The 19,626-nt window shown below is 33.1% G+C and carries 20 protein-coding genes; 4 read left to right on the top strand and 16 right to left on the bottom strand.

What is annotated here, in order from left to right; translation table 11 throughout:
- Nucleotides 1–170: 170 nt before the first annotated feature.
- Nucleotides 171–1,253 carry a sensor histidine kinase gene (locus ABID42_RS14085; RefSeq protein WP_367284184.1) on the top strand — a complete coding sequence of 361 codons (1,083 nt, stop codon included), beginning with the start codon at nucleotides 171–173 and terminating at the stop codon, nucleotides 1,251–1,253.
- A 37-nt stretch (nucleotides 1,254–1,290) separates the two neighbouring features.
- Here ABID42_RS14085 and ABID42_RS14080 read toward each other — a convergent pair whose 3' ends face one another.
- On the bottom strand, nucleotides 1,291–1,482 hold the full coding sequence (locus ABID42_RS14080; protein ID WP_367284183.1) for a hypothetical protein: 192 nt from the start codon (nucleotides 1,480–1,482) through the stop codon (nucleotides 1,291–1,293).
- 3 nt (nucleotides 1,483–1,485) lie between these two features.
- Between ABID42_RS14080 and ABID42_RS14075 the strand changes: the two genes are divergently transcribed.
- Nucleotides 1,486–2,199, top strand: a complete 714-nt coding sequence (locus ABID42_RS14075) for a LytR/AlgR family response regulator transcription factor (RefSeq protein WP_367284182.1) — start codon at nucleotides 1,486–1,488, stop codon at nucleotides 2,197–2,199.
- A 13-nt stretch (nucleotides 2,200–2,212) separates the two neighbouring features.
- On the opposite strand, the gene ABID42_RS14070 is transcribed toward ABID42_RS14075, so the two are convergent.
- The 12 genes from ABID42_RS14070 to ABID42_RS14015 form a co-directional block, all read right to left on the bottom strand.
- Entirely contained in the window at nucleotides 2,213–3,001 is a 789-nt protein-coding gene (locus ABID42_RS14070; protein ID WP_367284181.1) for a DUF3667 domain-containing protein, read from the bottom strand.
- A 19-nt stretch (nucleotides 3,002–3,020) separates the two neighbouring features.
- Complete coding sequence (locus ABID42_RS14065) at nucleotides 3,021–4,556, bottom strand: type 2 lanthipeptide synthetase LanM (RefSeq protein WP_367284180.1); 1,536 nt, start codon at nucleotides 4,554–4,556, stop codon at nucleotides 3,021–3,023.
- Between the two features lie 207 nt (nucleotides 4,557–4,763).
- Nucleotides 4,764–5,978 carry a cupin domain-containing protein gene (locus ABID42_RS14060; protein ID WP_367284179.1) on the bottom strand — a complete coding sequence of 405 codons (1,215 nt, stop codon included), beginning with the start codon at nucleotides 5,976–5,978 and terminating at the stop codon, nucleotides 4,764–4,766.
- Between the two features lie 433 nt (nucleotides 5,979–6,411).
- Nucleotides 6,412–6,672: a hypothetical protein gene (locus ABID42_RS14055; RefSeq protein ID WP_367284178.1), complete on the bottom strand. Its 261-nt coding sequence runs from the start codon at nucleotides 6,670–6,672 to the stop codon at nucleotides 6,412–6,414.
- 261 nt (nucleotides 6,673–6,933) lie between these two features.
- Nucleotides 6,934–7,281, bottom strand: coding sequence for an NHLP leader peptide family RiPP precursor (locus ABID42_RS14050; protein ID WP_323259603.1), 348 nt, complete (start codon nucleotides 7,279–7,281; stop codon nucleotides 6,934–6,936).
- 29 nt (nucleotides 7,282–7,310) lie between these two features.
- Nucleotides 7,311–7,652, bottom strand: coding sequence for an NHLP leader peptide family RiPP precursor (locus ABID42_RS14045; protein ID WP_323259601.1), 342 nt, complete (start codon nucleotides 7,650–7,652; stop codon nucleotides 7,311–7,313).
- A 53-nt stretch (nucleotides 7,653–7,705) separates the two neighbouring features.
- Complete coding sequence (locus ABID42_RS14040; protein ID WP_367284177.1) at nucleotides 7,706–8,074, bottom strand: NHLP leader peptide family RiPP precursor; 369 nt, start codon at nucleotides 8,072–8,074, stop codon at nucleotides 7,706–7,708.
- Between the two features lie 36 nt (nucleotides 8,075–8,110).
- Nucleotides 8,111–8,437, bottom strand: a complete 327-nt coding sequence (locus ABID42_RS14035; RefSeq protein ID WP_323259597.1) for an NHLP leader peptide family RiPP precursor — start codon at nucleotides 8,435–8,437, stop codon at nucleotides 8,111–8,113.
- Nucleotides 8,438–8,440: 3 nt separating this feature from the next.
- Nucleotides 8,441–8,773 carry an NHLP leader peptide family RiPP precursor gene (locus tag ABID42_RS14030; RefSeq protein ID WP_323259595.1) on the bottom strand — a complete coding sequence of 111 codons (333 nt, stop codon included), beginning with the start codon at nucleotides 8,771–8,773 and terminating at the stop codon, nucleotides 8,441–8,443.
- A 465-nt stretch (nucleotides 8,774–9,238) separates the two neighbouring features.
- Nucleotides 9,239–11,239 (bottom strand): adenylate/guanylate cyclase domain-containing protein, encoded by a 2,001-nt coding sequence (locus ABID42_RS14025; protein WP_367284176.1) that lies wholly within the window; start codon nucleotides 11,237–11,239, stop codon nucleotides 9,239–9,241.
- Between the two features lie 91 nt (nucleotides 11,240–11,330).
- A complete protein-coding gene (locus ABID42_RS14020) occupies nucleotides 11,331–11,531 on the bottom strand; it encodes a hypothetical protein (protein ID WP_367284175.1) in 201 nt (66 codons plus the stop codon).
- A 269-nt stretch (nucleotides 11,532–11,800) separates the two neighbouring features.
- A complete protein-coding gene (locus tag ABID42_RS14015; RefSeq protein WP_367284174.1) occupies nucleotides 11,801–12,805 on the bottom strand; it encodes a LacI family DNA-binding transcriptional regulator in 1,005 nt (334 codons plus the stop codon).
- A 287-nt stretch (nucleotides 12,806–13,092) separates the two neighbouring features.
- Here ABID42_RS14015 and mgrA point away from each other — a divergent pair, with 287 nt between their 5' ends.
- Both mgrA and ABID42_RS14005 read left to right on the top strand, forming a co-directional pair.
- The gene (gene mgrA, locus ABID42_RS14010; RefSeq protein ID WP_367284173.1) at nucleotides 13,093–14,079 is read left to right on the top strand and encodes an L-glyceraldehyde 3-phosphate reductase; all 987 of its coding nucleotides are present in this window, start codon (nucleotides 13,093–13,095) and stop codon (nucleotides 14,077–14,079) included.
- Nucleotides 14,080–14,132: 53 nt separating this feature from the next.
- Nucleotides 14,133–15,203, top strand: coding sequence for an aldose epimerase family protein (locus tag ABID42_RS14005; RefSeq protein WP_367284172.1), 1,071 nt, complete (start codon nucleotides 14,133–14,135; stop codon nucleotides 15,201–15,203).
- Between the two features lie 98 nt (nucleotides 15,204–15,301).
- On the opposite strand, the gene ABID42_RS14000 is transcribed toward ABID42_RS14005, so the two are convergent.
- The 3 genes from ABID42_RS14000 to ABID42_RS13990 all read right to left on the bottom strand — a co-directional run bounded on the left by ABID42_RS14000 (nucleotide 15,302) and on the right by ABID42_RS13990 (nucleotide 19,623).
- Nucleotides 15,302–17,230, bottom strand: coding sequence for an alpha/beta hydrolase-fold protein (locus ABID42_RS14000; protein ID WP_367284171.1), 1,929 nt, complete (start codon nucleotides 17,228–17,230; stop codon nucleotides 15,302–15,304).
- 90 nt (nucleotides 17,231–17,320) lie between these two features.
- Entirely contained in the window at nucleotides 17,321–18,397 is a 1,077-nt protein-coding gene (locus ABID42_RS13995; protein ID WP_367284170.1) for an esterase, read from the bottom strand.
- A 74-nt stretch (nucleotides 18,398–18,471) separates the two neighbouring features.
- Nucleotides 18,472–19,623: an alpha/beta hydrolase gene (locus tag ABID42_RS13990; protein WP_367284169.1), complete on the bottom strand. Its 1,152-nt coding sequence runs from the start codon at nucleotides 19,621–19,623 to the stop codon at nucleotides 18,472–18,474.
- Nucleotides 19,624–19,626: the final 3 nt, after the last annotated feature.

The raw sequence follows: 19,626 nt of genomic DNA, 5'->3' as shown, positions 1-19,626 counted from the left end.
TATTTTTTTGATATTTGTCCGTTGAATTGAGCCACTGTGCTTTTCATTAACAATAATTTTGTTGAATTTTTCATAGTTAAATTGATTTAGTTTATTTACTGAATCAAAATTAACGGGCAGTAATGCTGTACAAAAAAATATTATGTGAACACTTTAAAATATTATGTGAAATGCCCAACTTTTTAAGTTTAAACTTTCTTCAATATAAACCGACCTCAAAAAAAAATTTCTATCATATATTAGCATGGGGCATATACTTCACTTTAACCAATCTTAATTATTATTTAAGTACTGGGGGGCAGACCGATATTTTAAGCACCTTGATTAGAATGGTGTTAGTTGCAACTGTTCTTTTTTATGCAAACATCTATTGGGTTATTCCCAATTTTTGGGCTAAAAAAAGATATTTTGGGCAAGTTATAGCAATGCTGTTTTTAACAATAATATATATATATCTAAGATATTTATTAGATTTTTACTTATTGCCTGCATTAGGAGAAGAATATATTGGTTATCAATCTTTATCTAATCAATTTTTTTCTGATTCTATATGGTTCGCCACACAATACTTTTTGCTGAGTTTTGGCTATTGGTATGCTATACATGGAATAGAGAAAGAAAGAGAAAATAAAAGAATGGCAATCGAGCTTTTTGAATATAAATTACTCTTGAACAAACTTGAATTAGATTTTCTCAGACAGCAAATTAGCCCACACTTTGTTTATAATGTGCTTAGTTCTGTTTATACCAAAGTGTATAAACAATCACCTGATGCCGCAGAAATTATTATGCTACTATCTGAAATAATGTCGTATTCAACTGGAGCTTCTAAATCAGACGATGAAGTACCTTTGGAAGAAGAACTCAGAAATGTTGGAAGATTTATTGAGTTAGAAAAATACAGATATGGCTATGATTTTATCATCGACTACCATATAATTGGTAGCCCTGATTCAGCAGACCAAATACTCCCATTGATACTCTTAACATTTATTGAAAATGCTTTTAAATATGGAGATAGAAATAATGCAGAAAGACCAATAACAATCAAAATAGAAATTGATGACGATAAACTGACTTTTTACTGCAAAAATGTAATCCAACAAATCTCTCCCTACAAAAAATCAAACAAAATCGGGATTGCCAACACCCAGAAGAGGTTAGCGATAAAGTATCCAGGTAAGTTCTTTTTGTCAAATAGAATTGAAGGTGACGAGTATGTTGTTCACTTTTCTCTTGATTTGAGGCATTAAACAAAAAAGCTTATTAGTTATTACTCAATCAGATGGTTTACATATTAGATTTAATTATTGATAAATCAACAATTAAATAGTTAAGTGCTTTAAATTGATGTTTAATATTAAAAATTTCACTTTCTCTATTAAAATAAGAACATAAAATACTAATTTTAAATAAAATAAAAAATACTAAACCGCCATCCAATCCATTTAACGCTTGATTTTCCACCTTTAATGCCAACATAAAATGCTGAATTGCTTAATCATTGATGATGAAAACCATGCCATAGAGCTACTTACCGACTATATTAGTAATGTTAGTTTTCTAAAATTAGGAAATACTACCAACGACCCAATTGTTGGCCTAAAACTAATAAATGAAGGGGATTATGATATAATTTTTTTGGATGTTGAAATGCCTAAAATAACTGGTTTAGAGTTGCTCTCTGGCATTACAAATAAGAGTAAAGTCGTCATTACAAGTGCGAATCGTGGCTATGCTGCAGATGGCTATGAAAATGAGATTTTTGATTTTCTTTCAAAACCAATTCGTTTTGAAAGGTTTTTAAAAGTAGTTCAAAAAATTTTTAATGCTACGACAAAGGAAAATTCAGATGCTAAAGGAGATTATATTTTTGTAAAACTTGAATCTAAAAATAAACTAAAGAGAATTTTATACAACGATATTGTTTACGTAGAAGGGGCAGGCAATTATATAACTATTCATACCATTAATGAAAAAGTTGTTACCTATTTAACCATTCGAGATTTTGAAGAATTAGTGCCTTCTGAGAAATTTATGAGGGTTCAAAAATCATATCTTGTTGCAGTCGAAAAGATTTCGGGTTTGGAAGGAAATGAACTTATCCTCGAAAATAACAAAAGTGTATTAGTGGGAGAATCTTATCGGCTGAAAGTCATTGAATTTTTGAGTGGCTTTATGAAGCAGAAAAAGAAGTGAAACAGAAGATAATTTATTTGAAAAAATATAGCCCAATTTCCTCGACGGCATAAGCAATTAATCCATTATTAATGGTTATCAAGATAAAAGCCGTTAGCATACTTTTGAGCAAAAGTATCCATTTCTTGTAGCCAAAAACTGAAAAATATTGGTAAAAAAACCAAGAGGAATAAATAATTTCTGAAACTGCAAGTCCCTGATTCATAATGCGCAAACCTGACATGTTGCTATAAAACAATGAAATAATTACTAATACGGTGGACATTATCAAATATGCACTCAACCTATAAATATTTAATACCAAGTGCTCCGTGTAGTTTTGGCGACTTTTCCTAAATAGTAAATAGCTTGTTAAAGCAAATAAAGGGATACCTGCAAGTGCTACAACTTTATAATATTCCTTAACTACTTTTTGAAAACCAGCAAATTTAGCTTCGTAAAGCTCATCTCTATTGATGTTAGACAAAGTACCAAGATAATGATTAATCGCAATGATTACGAGTATAAATGCGAAGTAATTAAAATGATTTATTCTCCTCCCCTGTATGAATTCTCTGATACTGTGTCCCGGTCTGGTAAAGAGTTCTTTAATCGTGTGTGGAAAGCCTTTATCAAAGTGAAAAACTCCATGCACAAAATCGTGTACAAAGAAATGCTGCAAAGAAAATCTATGCGTAGAGGTCTTTTGTCCACAAAATGAACAAAAATTGTTTTCAACAACACTATCACAATTTAAACATTTGTAATGAGTTGAATCAGAAGAAACGGTTAGTTTATCTTGTATTTCAATAGTTGCTCCCATATTATTACAAATAAATTCTTTAAATATTTACCCAACGTGTAATATACATTAACTGTTCTTTTTTATGTTCAAGAGAAAATAGGTCTAATCTATGATAGATATTTTCTATACAATTGTGTTCAAATATTTTTAAGGAGTCATTCCCTTCCAAAAAATTATCTTCACTTTTCAAGTTGAAAATGGGTATGTCTCCATTAAGCATTTGTTTCATTTCATAATCAAGAATAAACCTATATTTTTCCATATTTTCTCCTTGAAAAGCTTTCGATAATAAATAGCGTAGCTTTGAGTTATATTCGTCAAAATTTGACATGAAAGATGCTGCTCTCATATACTTTAAAATTTTGAAATATATAAAGGTTGGTCGCCAAACATAGCGAACTTCATTATTTTGAAATAATTGTAATAAGAAATTATTAGATGTTAATTCCTTTTTTGAATTTAAAATAATATCGTAGGTAGAAGAAAACCCATCAATGAAATACTCTTTGTAATCACTTACCAAAATGTACTTCCCCTGAAATACAGGAATATTTTTAGCTATTATTTCTTTTGTAGCAAAACGAGTCATCCTCTTAGAATTTATGGTATTGGGATTTACCACGATTGTCTGTAACTCTGTTACATCGACATACCCATTTACTCCGTAGCCAACATTGTGTAATGGTGCTCCTGTATCGGGATTAACAATCAAAACATTTTCTAATACTGAAAAAGGAGGAATTTTGAACTGATCATCCCATGAACGAAAAGATTTATCGTTAAAGAATGGCTGAATAATAGTTTCGTGATCAATTATGACAGGATTTTTATTTGATGCAATTAAATTCTCACGATGACAATCTCTGCTACCCAAAAGTAAGGTAACAGCTAATAACATCCCAGCTTTGTAGTAGTATTCTCCTAAATCCTGTTCTAAGGCAACTTCTTCGTAATGTACAAATTCTATCCAGCCATAACTACCACAATCCAACACTTTAAAAGTTTTTAGGTCTGTCTTTAATTTGCAATTAATCCAATCAATGAAAGAATTATATGAATTAGTTATTTTTATATTTCTCGGTTTGTATATCAGCTTTGTTCCATCTGACAAATACACTAAGGAAGTGCCCTCGCCATTGTGTCCATCACCGAGACTTACGTCAATATCTACAATCTTGATGTCTCTTAGGTTGAATATAGATGCTATATTTTCAAAATCTTCTTGAAAATGAGAAATAATATTATGAATATGATTTGAAAAATTAGTGGTCTTTATCTTTAGAATTTTATCTAAAACAGGATAATCAGATGCTAATGATAAGACCATTTTTTCTGTAAATTCATCATAGTTTATGTTCCCTTTTTCAATAAAATTATCTAATTCCGACTGTAATGTAACTTCTGCCGAATAACTCAAATCTTCTAATAATAGCGCCTCTAATTTATTTTTTAGATGAGATGATAAGTCCAAGAAAGAATTATTTGTAAAACTTTCAGTATAGGATAAAAGAATTTCAACAAACGGAATTGTTTTGAAATTATCCTTTATTAAATATGGGGCTTGATTCGTCATTTTATTACGATAAAAGCAGATGTTAAAATGTCATTTTTGAGTATTAATAATTCAAAGAGGTGGTGGAATATCTTAATCTTGATTATATCGGGAATAAAACATTATTGTTAAAAAATATCGTTGGAGTTGTTAGAGAGATTCTTACTATGAAAACCCAATTGCACTTATCTCGATGATTTATTGTAAATCATCGAGATAAGTGCATACCTAATTTAAAACTTTAAGTAACCCGCCTCTCACAAGCCTTTTCGCTAATTTTAATTTATTTTCATTATTTAAAAATGGAATATCTTTGACTGAGAAAATACCTTTTTGTTCTGAAATAAACACTAATGTATTTACAATTTGCGAAGGTCCTTTTATGGTATTTCCTTGGAACGAAATTCTTGCCCCTGAAGCACTATTCGTTACTTTTGAGGTCAATCCTTCTCGTTTAGATAGCTGTGATTCTAAATGGATATGATTCAGTCTATCTAAACTTGAAAAATGCCCGTCTGGCTTTGGTTGCTCTTTTGTTCTGAACTCTTCTCCTAAAATGTTTAAAGAACCAGCAATATTTTCCTTCTGAAAGACTTGTTGTAAGATATTAATAAAGTCTAATTCTTCGTCAGTAGATAATAGGTTTTCATTATCAGAATTCAAAAAACCAATAGGAAGTGCTTTACGCAGTTCTATGTGTTTTTGGCTTAGATTTAATAACGATTTCGTGATAAAATCAATCCATTGTACAGATTGAATACCGACAGTAATGTGCATAGAGGATTTATCAATTGTGTATGCCTCATGAGGAACACCTCGTGGCATATACAAAATATCCCCTGCACGCATAGTAATTTCTCTTGCACCAGTTAGTTGCTCTCTTTGAAAAGTAGGTTGATAGCTATTTAAAAGAGGTGTTTTGAGATGAGTCTCATCATACAATATCCAATGTTTTTCACCTGAAATTTGTAAGGCAAAAACATCATGCGAATCATAATGAGGGGAAAAGGCTTTTTCGTTTTCTGGAGTTAAATAAAGGTTTGCAGACGCATTATGACTTATATCATTCCTTAAACTTTCCATAAGCATTTTAATTGGCTCCCAAAAACGCTGAATTCCATTAATTAATATGCTATATCCATCAGCATAGGCAGTATAAAGCTGATTCAAGTTTAAACTTCCATCTTGATTTTCGTAAACAGTTGAATTCATTGGCTGATTACTTTTCACAACTTTCAAACTACTACCATGTGGTCGATTATATTCTAAAACCTTGTCCAAGTCTTCAATTGAGAATAGTGAAAAAAAGAAATCAGGGTTATTTCTTTGGATATGTAAAACTTGCTTTTCCCAATAATTAGCTGCAAAATCTTCTATATTAATCGGCTGAATTAAATCGGAGAAATTTTTCAATTCAGTTTGAATTTCGTTATGTGTTTCCATTTGTTAAAATTTAAAGTAACAAATAATATCTTCGTAAAACGTAATAAGCATTTATCTGAAAATTATAATATTTCAGATAAAAAGACCCATATAAACTAACCCCATAGTTTCTAATGCTTGAAATAAATTATACACAAGAGCCTTCTAAAATGAAACTTCCAGAAATTTTTAGAAGCCTTCTGGAAGTTATAGGAAATAGTTTTCTATTGATAGTACACAAGTAGTGAAAAATATTACAAGCATACCTATTTTTATATAAACCCCAACAGGGATTAAAAGACATAGTATAACTGCATTTAACTAGCAGGGTCTGTATCAGGTAGGGAATTGAAAACCGTCCGCCCGTAACATAATCGGAAAAATAAGCTCAAAAATCGTTAGAGACTGCAGTAAATTGTCAGTCGAAGCAATTAAACTTATTGTTCTTAGATTATTAGTTTGAATTTCTACTTTTTAACTCTTTATCTATAGAACTGACTTGACTATAAACTAGAATCAAAAGGGGTAAAAGTGCAAATGGAACAGCAAGTAAAGGTGTAACCCCTTTATTGATTGTCTGAAATATAGTGATAATAAGTAGTACCGTTAAAGCTCCTACAAATAAACCAAAAGCGAAAGAAGTAGATTTTTTCTTTTTGATTAAATCTTCTGTTCCCATGTCGCTAAAATTGTCTTTTTTGAGTTCCATTTTCATTTTGTTAATATTTTTATTTTGTTAGTATTTTTATGCTTACCGCCAACATAACGATATTATTTTTCTAGTGATTTAGAACGGATGCTTCATAAATACCTTTGAGCAACAAAAGAGGGCAAAGTTTTCTTGAATTAGGATGTCTTAAATTGCACTATCCAGTTACTTATGATTTTACTTGGTCTTCAATTTTTTCCACAAATACACTAATAATTATCGTCAAATATTAGTGCATTCGTGGCAATCAAAAAGCATCAAGTAAAATCAATGAGAACCTTTACCAGCATAATAAGCTCCGGCAACAAGTATAACGCCAAGTGCTATACCTGTAATTAAATCAGTACCACCTGCAACCGTTTCCAACTGCTCATCGGTTAATTCTAATTCGTCAATCTCAATTTTTCTTGGAATGTTCAAATATATTTTTGAAGTATCCGTTTGATCCTCTACTATAATCTTGATATCTGATTGCATCTTCTGCCCAGTAACTGATTCAATTGTAGAGATAGGGTTTTCTATTAGTTGCTCTTTAAAAGCCGAACTTTCCCATGCTTTCTGTGCAAGAGTTTTCAATAATTCTGCACCTTGTTTTTGTTGTTCTTGAGTTATCATAATTGTAAAGGTTTAAAAGTTTATTATTATTATTTTTCACGCCCAGCTATGAATGCAGCAGCGACCGCACAACCTATCCCAACGCCACCCCAAAAAAGAACATCAGTACCTCCCGCAACCATTTCCAACTGTTCATCAGTTAATTCCATTTCATCGATACTAACTTTTCTTGGAATATTTATATACACTAATGATTCATCTGTTTGGTCTTTTACAACCAAAGTCTGTCCTTTAGGCAAATTGACTTTATTCCCTGTAAACTTTTCAATCGTTTCAATGGGATTAGCGATCAAATCATTTTTAAATTGAGAGTCTTCCCATGCTTTTTGTACGATTTCACCGTACACTTTTTGTCCTTGTGTAATGTCCATGATTTTAATATTTAATTGTTATTAATTTAAAATTTTAAGAGAAATACTATGTGTTAACGAGTTGGAAACGTAGTGAGAGGTTTTAGAATTTCTTCAATTGGATTGCTAAAAGGACCTCCTGTTGTGCATCCACCACCATCTATTCCTTCCCAAACTCCTCCAGCCACAAGTTCCAATTGTTCCTCATTCAGCTCCACATCAGCAGTATTTTTTGGTTGGGCTGGGATATTGATATAAACTGTAGAATCATCAGTTTGATCTCTCACTACCAAGGTTTTACCTGTTGGTAGATTCAATTTATTACCCGTTAATTTCTCAATAGTTGCTACTGGGTTTGCCACCAATTCATTTTTGAATTCAGGGCTTTCCCATGCTTTTTGCACGATTTCAGCGTACGTTTTTTGTTCTTGTGTGAATTCCATAGTTGTTGTGTGTTTATTTGTTTTAAGTATCGTTTTCTATGAGAAATATTTAGGGTTGAAAATAAAATGAATTAAATTGGTTAATCCATTCTCATCTTTTCCTCCTGCCACGGCTTCTAATTGCTCTTCATCTAATTCTACATCTTCTAGGTTTGGTTTAGCAGGAATGTTGATATAAACTGTAGCTTCGTCAGTTTGGTCTCGAACGACTAACTTTTTCCCTGCGGGTAGATTAATTTTCTGACCTAAATGATTTTCAATGGCTCCTAAAGGATTGGTCATCAATTCATTTTTGAATTCAGGACTTTCCCATGCTTTCTGTACAATTTCTGCGTACAGTTTTTGCTCTTGTGTGAATTCCATGATTTATTGAATTTTAATGTGTTCAGTTATCCCTGCAAATAAATTCTTAATCAAACTCTCCCAAATTGGTTGTCCACCTCCTGCAATTGATTCAAGCTGTTCTTCGGTAAGTTCCATGTTCTCAATTTCAGGTTCGGATGGTATATTAAGGTAGATTTTAGACTTGTCTGTTTGATCTGAAATTACCAATGTTTTTCCTTCTGGGATTACAATTTTCACACCCGTTAGTTTCTCAATTGCTGATACAGGATTGGCTATTAATTCTTTTCTAAAAGTTGAATCTTCCCAAGATTTAGAAATAACAGCTTGTATGATTTCTTGCTTTTTCTGTTCCATATCGCTTATTAGTATGATGTAAAATTAGGAGAGTATTTACTGATAAATTTGCCAAAAAAACCTACAAAACAGCCAATTCATTTTTTGTTTTATATCTTGATTTATTAATTATTAAAAACGAATTTTATGTGATAATCAATTGATTGTTAGAGTTATATAAGAAATAACTCTATTTGGATAGCTTACTAATTTTGTATAAATAACTTATGTTTTGTTTTTTTATATGGTAAAAGTAGAGCAGATTTTCTTGATGAAATTGCCAAATATTCCGTCAAAAAAGACAATGGATAATAAACAAAAACAGATACCTTCGATGATGAAGGTATCTGTCAAATAAAATATAAATTAGATTTATATGAAGCCAAAATTCTGCTCAAAATGAAGCGGTATTTATAGCGTATCCCACTAAGTATTTTTCAAACTTCATGAGACAATCTTTACTAAGCCTGTCAAAGATTTTTAGTGTTAAAATGTATTATTTTCTGTAACTAAGACACTGTTAGCATCCTCAAGTGTATAGTCGTTTCTTTCTACAAAATACATGGCAATTTCTCCCTTGCCTTTCGCTATTATATTTCCTCTATATTCAAAGGTAAAACATTCTTCATCCTTAATTAGGTGATATAACGACTCGCTGATGTTTACTTTCCCTACCATTCCGTTGCTTTCTATTCTGCTGGCAGTATTTACAGTATCACCCCAAACATCGTACTGAAATTTCTTAACACCAACAATTCCCGCTACGATTGGTCCTACGTGTATGCCCAGACGCATCTCGAAGAAAGGCTTCTGATACTGCTTATTTTCAATGGCTCTTTGAATTACAAAGGCTTGCATGTCTAAACCAGCCAACACAATGTTTTTTAATGAATTTTCATCAGGATGTGGAATACCTCCTGCTGCCATATAGGCATCTCCGATAGTCTTTATTTTTTCAATTTTGTACTTTTCTGAAATCAAATCAAATGCTTTAAAACATACATTTATTTCTTCGACCAAAAGATGAGGAGTCATTTTTTCTGCCGTTTGTGTAAAGGATTTGAAATCTGTAAAAAGTATTGAGACCAAACTAAAGTCTCGGGCATTCACACTCCCTTTTTGCTTTAATTCTTCTGCTATTTCTGCTGGAAGTATATTCAGTAATAATGCTTCAGAACGATTTTTTTCAATACCTAAAGCCTTTTTTGACTTTCTTACAAAATTTAAGCTACTCCATAAGCCAACAGCAACAACAAGGGTAAAACATAGCGAAGCGATAATGATATTTCTTTGCTTTTCCTTTTTTTGTATCTCTTCCTTATGTTTTTGTTCGATGATATTTTGTTTCTTCACATACACAATACTATCCATCAATTGCTGTTTTTGGAATTCCATATTCATCATCCTGTTGGAAGCTTCTTCAGCCTTTAAACTATCTTTAAAAGCATTTGATTTTTCATAATATTGAAGCGCTAGCGTACTATTTTCTAAAGATTTATATGATTTATACAAGCATTCACAGGCATCTTTTTTTTCAGAAATTGCTCCCAATTTTTCAGCCAATTTTAATCCAGTGCTACATTTTTCAATTGCTTTGTTGTCCTTCTTTAATTGATGGAATATATTACCAATGGCAATCTGAGACACACTTTTATATCGCAGATTATCAATTTCTTTGGCATATTGGAAACAAAGATTGTAATAATATTGAGCCTTTTGAAAATCTGATTGTTTGTAAAATAACTCTCCTAAATTTGATAGTACTTCTAATTCTAACTGTTTGTCTTTTTCTTCAACTGCAATTTTTAATGATTGATTAAAATCCTCGAAGGCTTTATCAAAATCCCCTTTTTCCATAGAAATATATCCTATTTCAATGAGCATTTTGGCAATGCCTTTTCTATCATTAATGCTTTTGAAGATAGCATAGGCTTTATTGATATACCTCATAGCATTCGTATAGTCTTTTACTTTAGAATAAATAGCTCCAATATTCTCGGTAATGGTTGCTACATTTTTTCTATTGCCTATTTCTTCTTGAATAACAATTGCCTGTCTATAATATTCTACTGCTTTGAGGTAATTTCCAAGACTGTAATATATAACTCCGATATTGTTAAGAATATCTGCTATTCCTTTTTTATTTTTTGCTTTTATTTGCCATCCTAAACTTTCTTTAAAAAAAAATAAAGTTTTAAAATAATCACCTCTAAAATAATATATTGTCCCAATGCTATTGAAGCAGTCTCCTATTTTTTGATTCTCCTTAATGCTTTGATAAATGTTCAAACTATTTTCATAAAGGGCTAAAGCCTTTTTTGAGTTTCCTATTTCATCATACTTTGAACCAAGAGCATAAAGACTATCCGCTATTACTTTAGATTTTGAGATTTTATTGATTTTCACAGATTGTTGTCCATACCCTTTCTCCTCTATTGCAATGAATAGAATTATTAGGAATAAAAAATATGCACAGTAGTTTTTCATTGATTTAAAAATTTCGGTTACTCAAATATCTAAAAACGCATATATTCATAGAACATATGCGTTTAACCCAAAATCATTTCAAACCAAAATCTCATCCTCCTGTCTTAATAAGCACACCTTCACCTCCCCCCGATATAATATCCAACTGCTCTTCATTCAGCTCTACATCATCTACTATAATAGACTTTTCCTGAGAGTTGTTTAAAGAGCTCACATTCTCTTTTTTTTCAGCATCAGAGAACTTTTTCTCTTCGGGAGAATTTGAATTTTTAGGGTCGTTCGTTAATTCCATGGCTTGTAATTATTAGTTTAAAATATATCTTTTTAAAAAGCACATCGTAAAATTATCATGATTTATTACGATAAAACTGACAATTACACCGATAAAAACTACGGAAGATGCTACTGATTTTACTTGACATATAAACGATAATTGCACTTTAATACCTCAGGTCAACACGTTCATCTAGTTGGATTTTTAAATTAAGGTCACAGCTTCTATATTCTATCCGTAATTGGATTACAAATTCCCAGACAAGAAACGTTAAAGCTAATTGTGAACTATCTGACAGACGAAGCTCTAATGATTAAATTGGATTTCAATACTGTTTTTTCAGGGATACGGTTGAGTCCTTTTTTCTCAATTAATTTAAATAGAATAGTAGCTGATTCTCTTCCCATTTCAAAAGCTGGATGAGTAATCGTGCTAAGTGGTGGATTTAATAAAGCTGCCATGTACGAATTAGAAAAAGTGATTACTTTAACATCTTTGGGAATATTTAAGGCTAATTCTTCGCATATTTGATAGGTGGCTACTGCCAATTTTTCAACAGAAGCAAAAATACCATCAGGTTGAACATTACTGCTGAATAAACTTTTTATATTGTCTTTGTTACTTATGTCATCTTCATTACAAAAGCGGATTAAGGATTGGTCATGCTTGATATTATTCGCTTTCAAGGCATCCAGATAGCCATTTTTTCTATCATTACTGATAGAAAGGTTTTCCGAAATTGTCAGGAATGCGATGCGCTTACATCCATTGGTAATGAGGTGTTCGGTTGCGATAAATCCACAATGATAATCATCAGTAATCACTACAGGAGTGCCTACTTGGCTAGCTATTCTATCAAAAAAAACGAGGGGAATTTCTTTTTCTTTTAAAATATTTAGATGGTCAGTATTGGATGTCTGACTTGCTAATGAAATCATAATGCCATCAACTCGCCCGTTTTGTAATAACTTACTAATCTCTAATTCCTTTTGCATGCTGTCATGAGTCAAATAAATTAAAACATGATAGCCTTTTTCTTGAGCGATAGATTCGATACCATTGATTACTGGTCCAAAAAAATCGTTGACAACTTCGGGAATAATTACAGCAATAGTTTTACTTTTTTGCTTTCGAAAATTACTTGCTAATGGATTTACCTGATAATTCAATTCTTTAGCTTTTTCCAGTACTCTTTGTTTGGTAGCTGGGCTAATTTCATGGCTATCTCTTAAAGCTTTGGATACTGTTGAAAAAGACAGATTGAGTTCTTTGGCAAGTATTTTAAGATTCATTTTTGTGGGTTAATGCAAGTATAAATTTGGTAAAACAATTGCTAAAATTAACGAGTATTTACGACAACGTTGTCGTAAATAAACAATCGGCAAGTTGACTAAAGCATTCGTTTTTCCTTGAATTTTGCATGATATAATTTTAATAAATATACATTCAAAATTCAGAAGTATTGGCTCAAATTCAAAAATAGGGATTTTCTAATTTAAAGAAAAGTATCATAAATTTCTTAGAAAACTACTAAAGAACCTCAGCCAAATACTGATTCCATAAAACAATTAAACAATCAATGTACAAAGCAGCAGACAATCGTTACGAGCAAATTGCCTACAGAAGATGTGGCAAAAGTGGCATTCAATTACCTGAAATTTCATTAGGATTATGGCATAATTTCGGTGGAGTTGATGTTTTTGAAAACTATAGAGCAATCCTTAGAACAGCATTCGATAAAGGTATTACTCATTTCGACCTTGCCAATAATTATGGTCCTCCTTATGGTTCAGCAGAAGAAAATTTTGGGCTGTTGATGAAGAAAGATTTTATGCCATATCGTGACGAGCTGATTATTTCTTCAAAAGCTGGATATGATATGTGGCCTGGTCCTTATGGAGAATGGGGTTCACGTAAATACTTGATTGCTAGTTGTAATCAAAGCCTCAAAAGAATGGGCTTGGACTATGTTGACATTTTTTATTCGCACAGACCAGACCCAAATACTCCGATGGAAGAAACTATGGGGGCTTTAGATTCACTCGTTCGTCAAGGGAAAGCACTTTATGTGGGCATTTCAAATTATGATGCAGACCAAACGAAAGAAGCTTTAAGTATTTTAAAAAGTTTAGGAACGCCTTGTCTTATTCATCAACCAAAATACTCTATGCTTGTAAGAGACCCAGAAGAAGGATTACTAGATGTTTTGGGCGAAAGTGGTGTGGGTTGTATTCCTTTCTCACCTTTGGCACAAGGTTTATTAACCAATAAATATTTGAAAGGTATTCCTCAAAATTCTCGTGCTGCAAAATCGACAGGCTTTTTACAAGAAGACCAAGTAGATACACAAACCATTTCAAAAGTTCAAGAACTCAATATTCTTGCTGAAAGAAGAGGTCAAAGTTTGGCACAAATGGCGATTGCATGGTTGTTGAAAGACGCAAGAGTAACAACAGTACTTATTGGCGCAAGTAAAGTAGAACAATTATTAGATTCTTTGAAAGCCGTTGATAATAAGCATTTTGATGATTCTGAATTAGCGGAAATAGAAAAGATTCTTGCATAATAGTTTTACGGAACATTACCTCAAAAGGGTTAAATTTTAACAAGAAACAGAAAATGAAACAATCAGCAATAGAAGTAGAACATTTTGGACAAATGCCAGATGGGCGAAAAACATCTTTATATACCTTGAAAAACGCCAACGGTATTATTGTAAAAATAACAGACTTTGGAGCAACGATTGTTTCCATTTTCACACCTGACAAAAATGGGCTTTCTGATGAAATTACACATGGTTGTAATACATTAGAAGGCTATTTGAAAGGTGTTCCTTATTTTGGCGCAACCATTGGTCGCTATGGAAATAGAATTGGAAATGCTTCCTTTTCATTAGATGGAGAAACCTTTACTTTAGCTAAAAATAATGGACCAAACACACTTCATGGAGGTTTAATTGGGTTTGACAAGGCAATTTGGGAAATGATTGAAATGGTTGAAGGAGAAGAAACTTCATTATCTTTTTCGCACGTTTCACCAGATGGAGATGAAGGATTTCCCGGAGAACTTTCGTTGGAAGTTACTTTTACTTTGACGAATGACAATGAATTAAAGATTAAATATAAAGGTAAAACCAACAAGGCTACCGTGCTGAATATCACGAATCATTCATACTTTAATTTAAGTGGCGGAAGCGACATTATGGCGCACCAAGTGAAATTATATGCGGATAAATTCTTACCTGTTGATAGCAATATCGTACCAACTGGCGAAATGAGATGGGTGAAAGATACTCCTTTTGATTTTACGGATTTTCATACCATTGGCGAGCGAATCAATGATACAACTGATGAACAAATTGTGTTAGGAGAAGGTTACGACCATTGTTTTGTGATAAGAGAACAAGATAATGAAGGAAAACTTAAGCAAGCCGCTACGATTTACGAACCTATTAGTGGACGAATGATGGAAGTATTTACAACTGAACCCGGAATGCAATTTTATACAGCCAATCATCTTGATGGAAGTATTATTGGTAAAAAAGGAGAGCCTTATATTTATCGTTCTGCATTTTGTGTTGAAACCCAACATTTTCCAGATGCTCCCAATCAGCCTGCTTTTCCAAGTACAGTATTAAGACCCGATGAGACTTTCAACTCAATAACAATCTATCAATTTTCGATAAAATGAGTACTGGAAACGAAGTAAAATGTTATTCCAGAAAGATTTTATCAATAATCAATATCCAATATTTCTTTTCGATTTATTGGATATTGATTATTTAAAACTTACTTAAATAGTAACTGTGAAAACTGGAAAATGTCATGTCTCCAAACGGGCCAAGTATGACCGCCAGCGTATTCACTGTATTTGTATTTGACAGCCATATCATCAAATTTTTTCAACATAATTTGGCAATTTGCTTGAGCAATATCTTCTTTCCCTCCCATCGAAATCCAAAATTCTTTTAGATTGGTATTGATGGTCGTAGCATTGTTTTTCATAAAATCATATTGAGGATCAGATAATTTAGGGTTGTTTGCCCACCATCCCGAACTGAATACCCCCAAGTAAGAGAACATATTAGTATTTTTGATACCTGCATAAAGTGTTTGTAAGCCTCCCATCGAAAGCCCCGCCAAAGCTCTATGTTGAGCATCGGTTTCTACTTTGAAATTACTTTCTATAAAAGGAATAGCGCCATTTTTCAATTCATTTTCAAAAGCTTTAAGTTGAGGTTCTCCAAAGCCAGCTATTCCGCCGCCATTTCCATAAAAATTGCCATCAAGCATGGCAATTACCATTGGTTTTGCTTTTTGTTCAGCTATTAAATTATCCAGAATGAGGTCGGTGCGCCCTTGTGTCGCCCAGCCACGTTGGTCTTCGCCACCACCATGCAATAGATACAAAACTGGATATTTTTCGGTTGATTTATCATATCCTGGCGGAGTATAAACATACATTTCACGCCATGAGTTGCTAGCTTTTGAGAAGTATTTTTTGATACGAACATCGCCATGAGGAACGTCTTTTAGGGCGTAAAAACCACCTTCTTTGTAAGGAATTTCAATACCACTTGCTTGGCGACTCATTCCGTAAAACGTTTCGCTGGCAGGGTCGGCAAGGGCCACGCCATCCACCACTAATGAATAATAATGAAAACCACGACTAATAGAATCGGTTGTGACATTCCACACACCGCTGGTGTCTTTTACCATGTCGTATTTTTTACCCAAATCAATTTGCACTTTTTGGGCATTCGGTGCTTTTACTTTGAAAACTACACGATTATCTGGCAGAACCTGAGGATACTGATTATTACGAATATTGGTGCTGGCAGGAGTACCCAAAATAGTATATTTATTAAAAGATGAAACATCAACAGGCTTGAACAAAAACTGTGAATACATATACAAACCGTTTTTCCAAACTTTGAAATCATGTACTCCAGGTTCAAGATAGTAAATATGCGGAACATCGTTTTGGTATAAATAATCGTGTGTACGTTTGCTAAAAGAAAGCAATCCGTCGTTATCACCACACGAAATCCAAAGGAGTTTAAGTTTCTTTTTAGCATCCTCAGGATTCGGAACTAATTCTTGAGGAACTTTAGTATTGGGAGCAGACGAAAAACCGCCAACCCATGCAAATTTGTCTAAATTCCCTAATCCAAAATTAAGCGATTGCCCGCCACCCATCGAAAGCCCAGCAATCGCACGGTTTTCACGGTCTGTTAAAGTCGGATAATTTTTTTCAATAAAAGGAATCAGGTCGTTCAATAAATCTTTTTCAAAAGTAGCAAAAGCCTGTACTTTGTCAGGAGCCATGATATTGCCAACGGCACGGTCGTCTTTCATCGCACGTCCATTAGGCATGACCACAATCATTGGTTGTATTTTTCCTTCTGCATATAAATTATCTAAAATTACCTGAGGTTTACCACCGTTGAGCCACTCTTTTTCATCGCCACCAATGCCGTGCAAAAGATATAATACAGGGTATTTTGTTTTTTTATTAAATCCTGGTGGTGTATATACTAAGGCTTTTCGAGTAGTACCTACGGTTTTAGAATCGTACTTTATGGTATCTAATTTACCTGTAGCAATCCCAGTTTTTACTTGGTCGAAGCCTTTAGGACCTTCTTTTTCTATTTTCTGTGCATAAACCATTAGGTTTATTAAAAAGAATATAGAAAAACTTACTATTGTTTTTTTCATACTTGTGTTGTTAAAAGGTTGATTATGTTGTTTTTAAACTAAATATATAAGCTGTCTCAGTGTTTCCATTAAAGCAAATGAATGATACTTTTATTTAAAGAGTTGTGGTAAAGTGTTGGCTAAAAACAGCTTACAGTTCATCCAAGTATGCCCACCCGATACTATAAAAGGTGCTAATTTGATTTTTTTTTCTTGAAACATAGCAATGTTCTGCTTTACACTTTCGTATAAAAAATCTTCTGTTCCCACGCTTATCGTAAATAATTTTAATTGCTTATTCATTTTAGTAGCATCTGGACTCCAGTCAGTAAAATTCTTTTTAAATTCTTCCGTTGCAGTATAAGGTGCATAAGAACAGATATATGCGAACTTATCCGTATTAGTAAGTCCAATATTAAGCGTTTGCCCCCCTCCTACAGAAAAACCAGCTACTGCACGATTTTTACTATCCGTTAGTACAGAATAATTTTTTTCTACATACGGAATGATGTCATTGATAACATCTTTGGTGAAGTCTGGCATTGGGGCTGGTCTGACATTACCATAGGGCATTACAATAATCATGGGTTTAGCTTTTCCTGCTGCAATGAGGTTATCGGCTATAAAGTTTGCACGCCCAACCTTTGTCCATGTTTCTTCTGTATCAGAACCACCATGTATCAAGTATAAAACTGGATATTTATTACCAGAAAAAGCATCATAGCCTGGGGGAGTATATACAAGCAATTGACGGGTAGTCCCTAAGCTTGATGATTGATAATAACAATAATTAATTTTGCCATGAGGTACATTTTGAAGAGAATGAACAAGTGGTTTGTCGCCTTTAATATCTACAATACTTCGCTTGAATCTTTCGTTGGCAAAGATATAAGTATTGTTCGGGTCGGCTATTTGTACGCTATCTACAAAAAAACTATAAGGATAGATATCTGGCTTAATTGCTGGTACAGTTACGCTCCAAATTCCCGAAGTATCTTTTTTTAAGGCAACAGGATTGGCTAAAAACTCACCAACAAGTGTGACTTTCTGTGCACTTTTAGAAAAATATCTAAAAGTGACACTATTATCAGCATGTACATCTGGTGAACTAATTGACGGCGGTCGTTGTGCTAAAACCGTAACAGTAGAAAACAACAAGACTAGAGTGAGGTAATTTATTCGTTTCATGGGTTTGACTCTTTTGAATACTTTAGATAATTGCTTTAGAGTTATTCTATACTTTTGAGATACTACTTTTTTTGTTATTTGAACAATAGTGGTAGCGTTACATTAAGATATTTCTTCACATTCATCCAAGTATGACCGCCATCGTTGATATATTTCTTATAGTTTATATTTTTAGCAGATAAATAGTCCATAAACTCTACAGCTCCCTTGTACAAAAAGTCTTCGTTACCAACACTTGTCCATAGTAATTTTAATTGCTTGTTAGTATTTGGTGCATTACTCGTTATATGCCCGAAACTTTTATCCATTTCTGCTGGCGAAAGATATGAGCTATAACTACAGACCCAAGCGAAGGTATTCATATTGTTAAATGCTGTTCTTAAGGTTTGTCCTCCCCCACGAGAAAATCCACCAATCGCACGACTTTCACGCTTATTTTCTGTATGATAATTTTTTTCGATATAAGGCAATACGTTTTTAACTAAATCATTTTCAAAGTCTTTCGCACGTTTCACCGCATCTTCACCATCACGTACAGTAGGGTCGGCTGGCTTTTGACCTCCCAATTGTTCTGTTAGTCTGGCGGCAATATTGCCATAAGGCATTACGATTATCATCGGTTTTGCCTTGCCTTCGGCTATCAAATTATCCATGATGAAGTTTACCTTTCCTACTTTAAAAAAAGTTTCTTCGGTATCTGTCGTTCCACTGATGAGGTAATACACGGGGTATTTAATCTTGGAATTTTTAGCATATCCAGGTGGAGTATAAACTACTAAGGAACCTGTTGTTCCTGAAATAGAAGGATAATATTCGTAACTGACAGTACCATGTGGCACATCTTTGATAGCGTGTATTGAAGGAGGAGTACTTGGGATTTCTACAAGGCTCGCCTTAAATCGTTCGTTAGGGAAGAATGCAACATTGGCAGGATCCATCACTGTAACGCCATCAACTTGAAAACTATAAGGATAAATATCTGGATTAACAGGACCAACAGTCACACTCCAAATTCCCTGAGCATCTTTAGTCATAGATACAGGAGATTTTTCAAACTGTGCATTCAATTTTACATCTTTTGCCAAAAGTAATTGATAACGAAACGTGACGGTTTTATCAAGGTTCACTTGTGGAGAAACCACCAAAGGTCCACGAGGCGGTTGAGCAAAAACTCCGTAATAGCTAATAATTAAACCAATAAGAAAAAGCAACTTTATATTTTTCATAGT

Source organism: Arcicella rosea, from assembly GCF_040543805.1.
Taxonomy (GTDB): Bacteria; Bacteroidota; Bacteroidia; order Cytophagales; family Spirosomataceae; genus Arcicella; species Arcicella rosea.
Note: the sequence above shows the minus strand (reverse complement) of the source record. Positions and strands in the feature narration are given on the sequence as shown.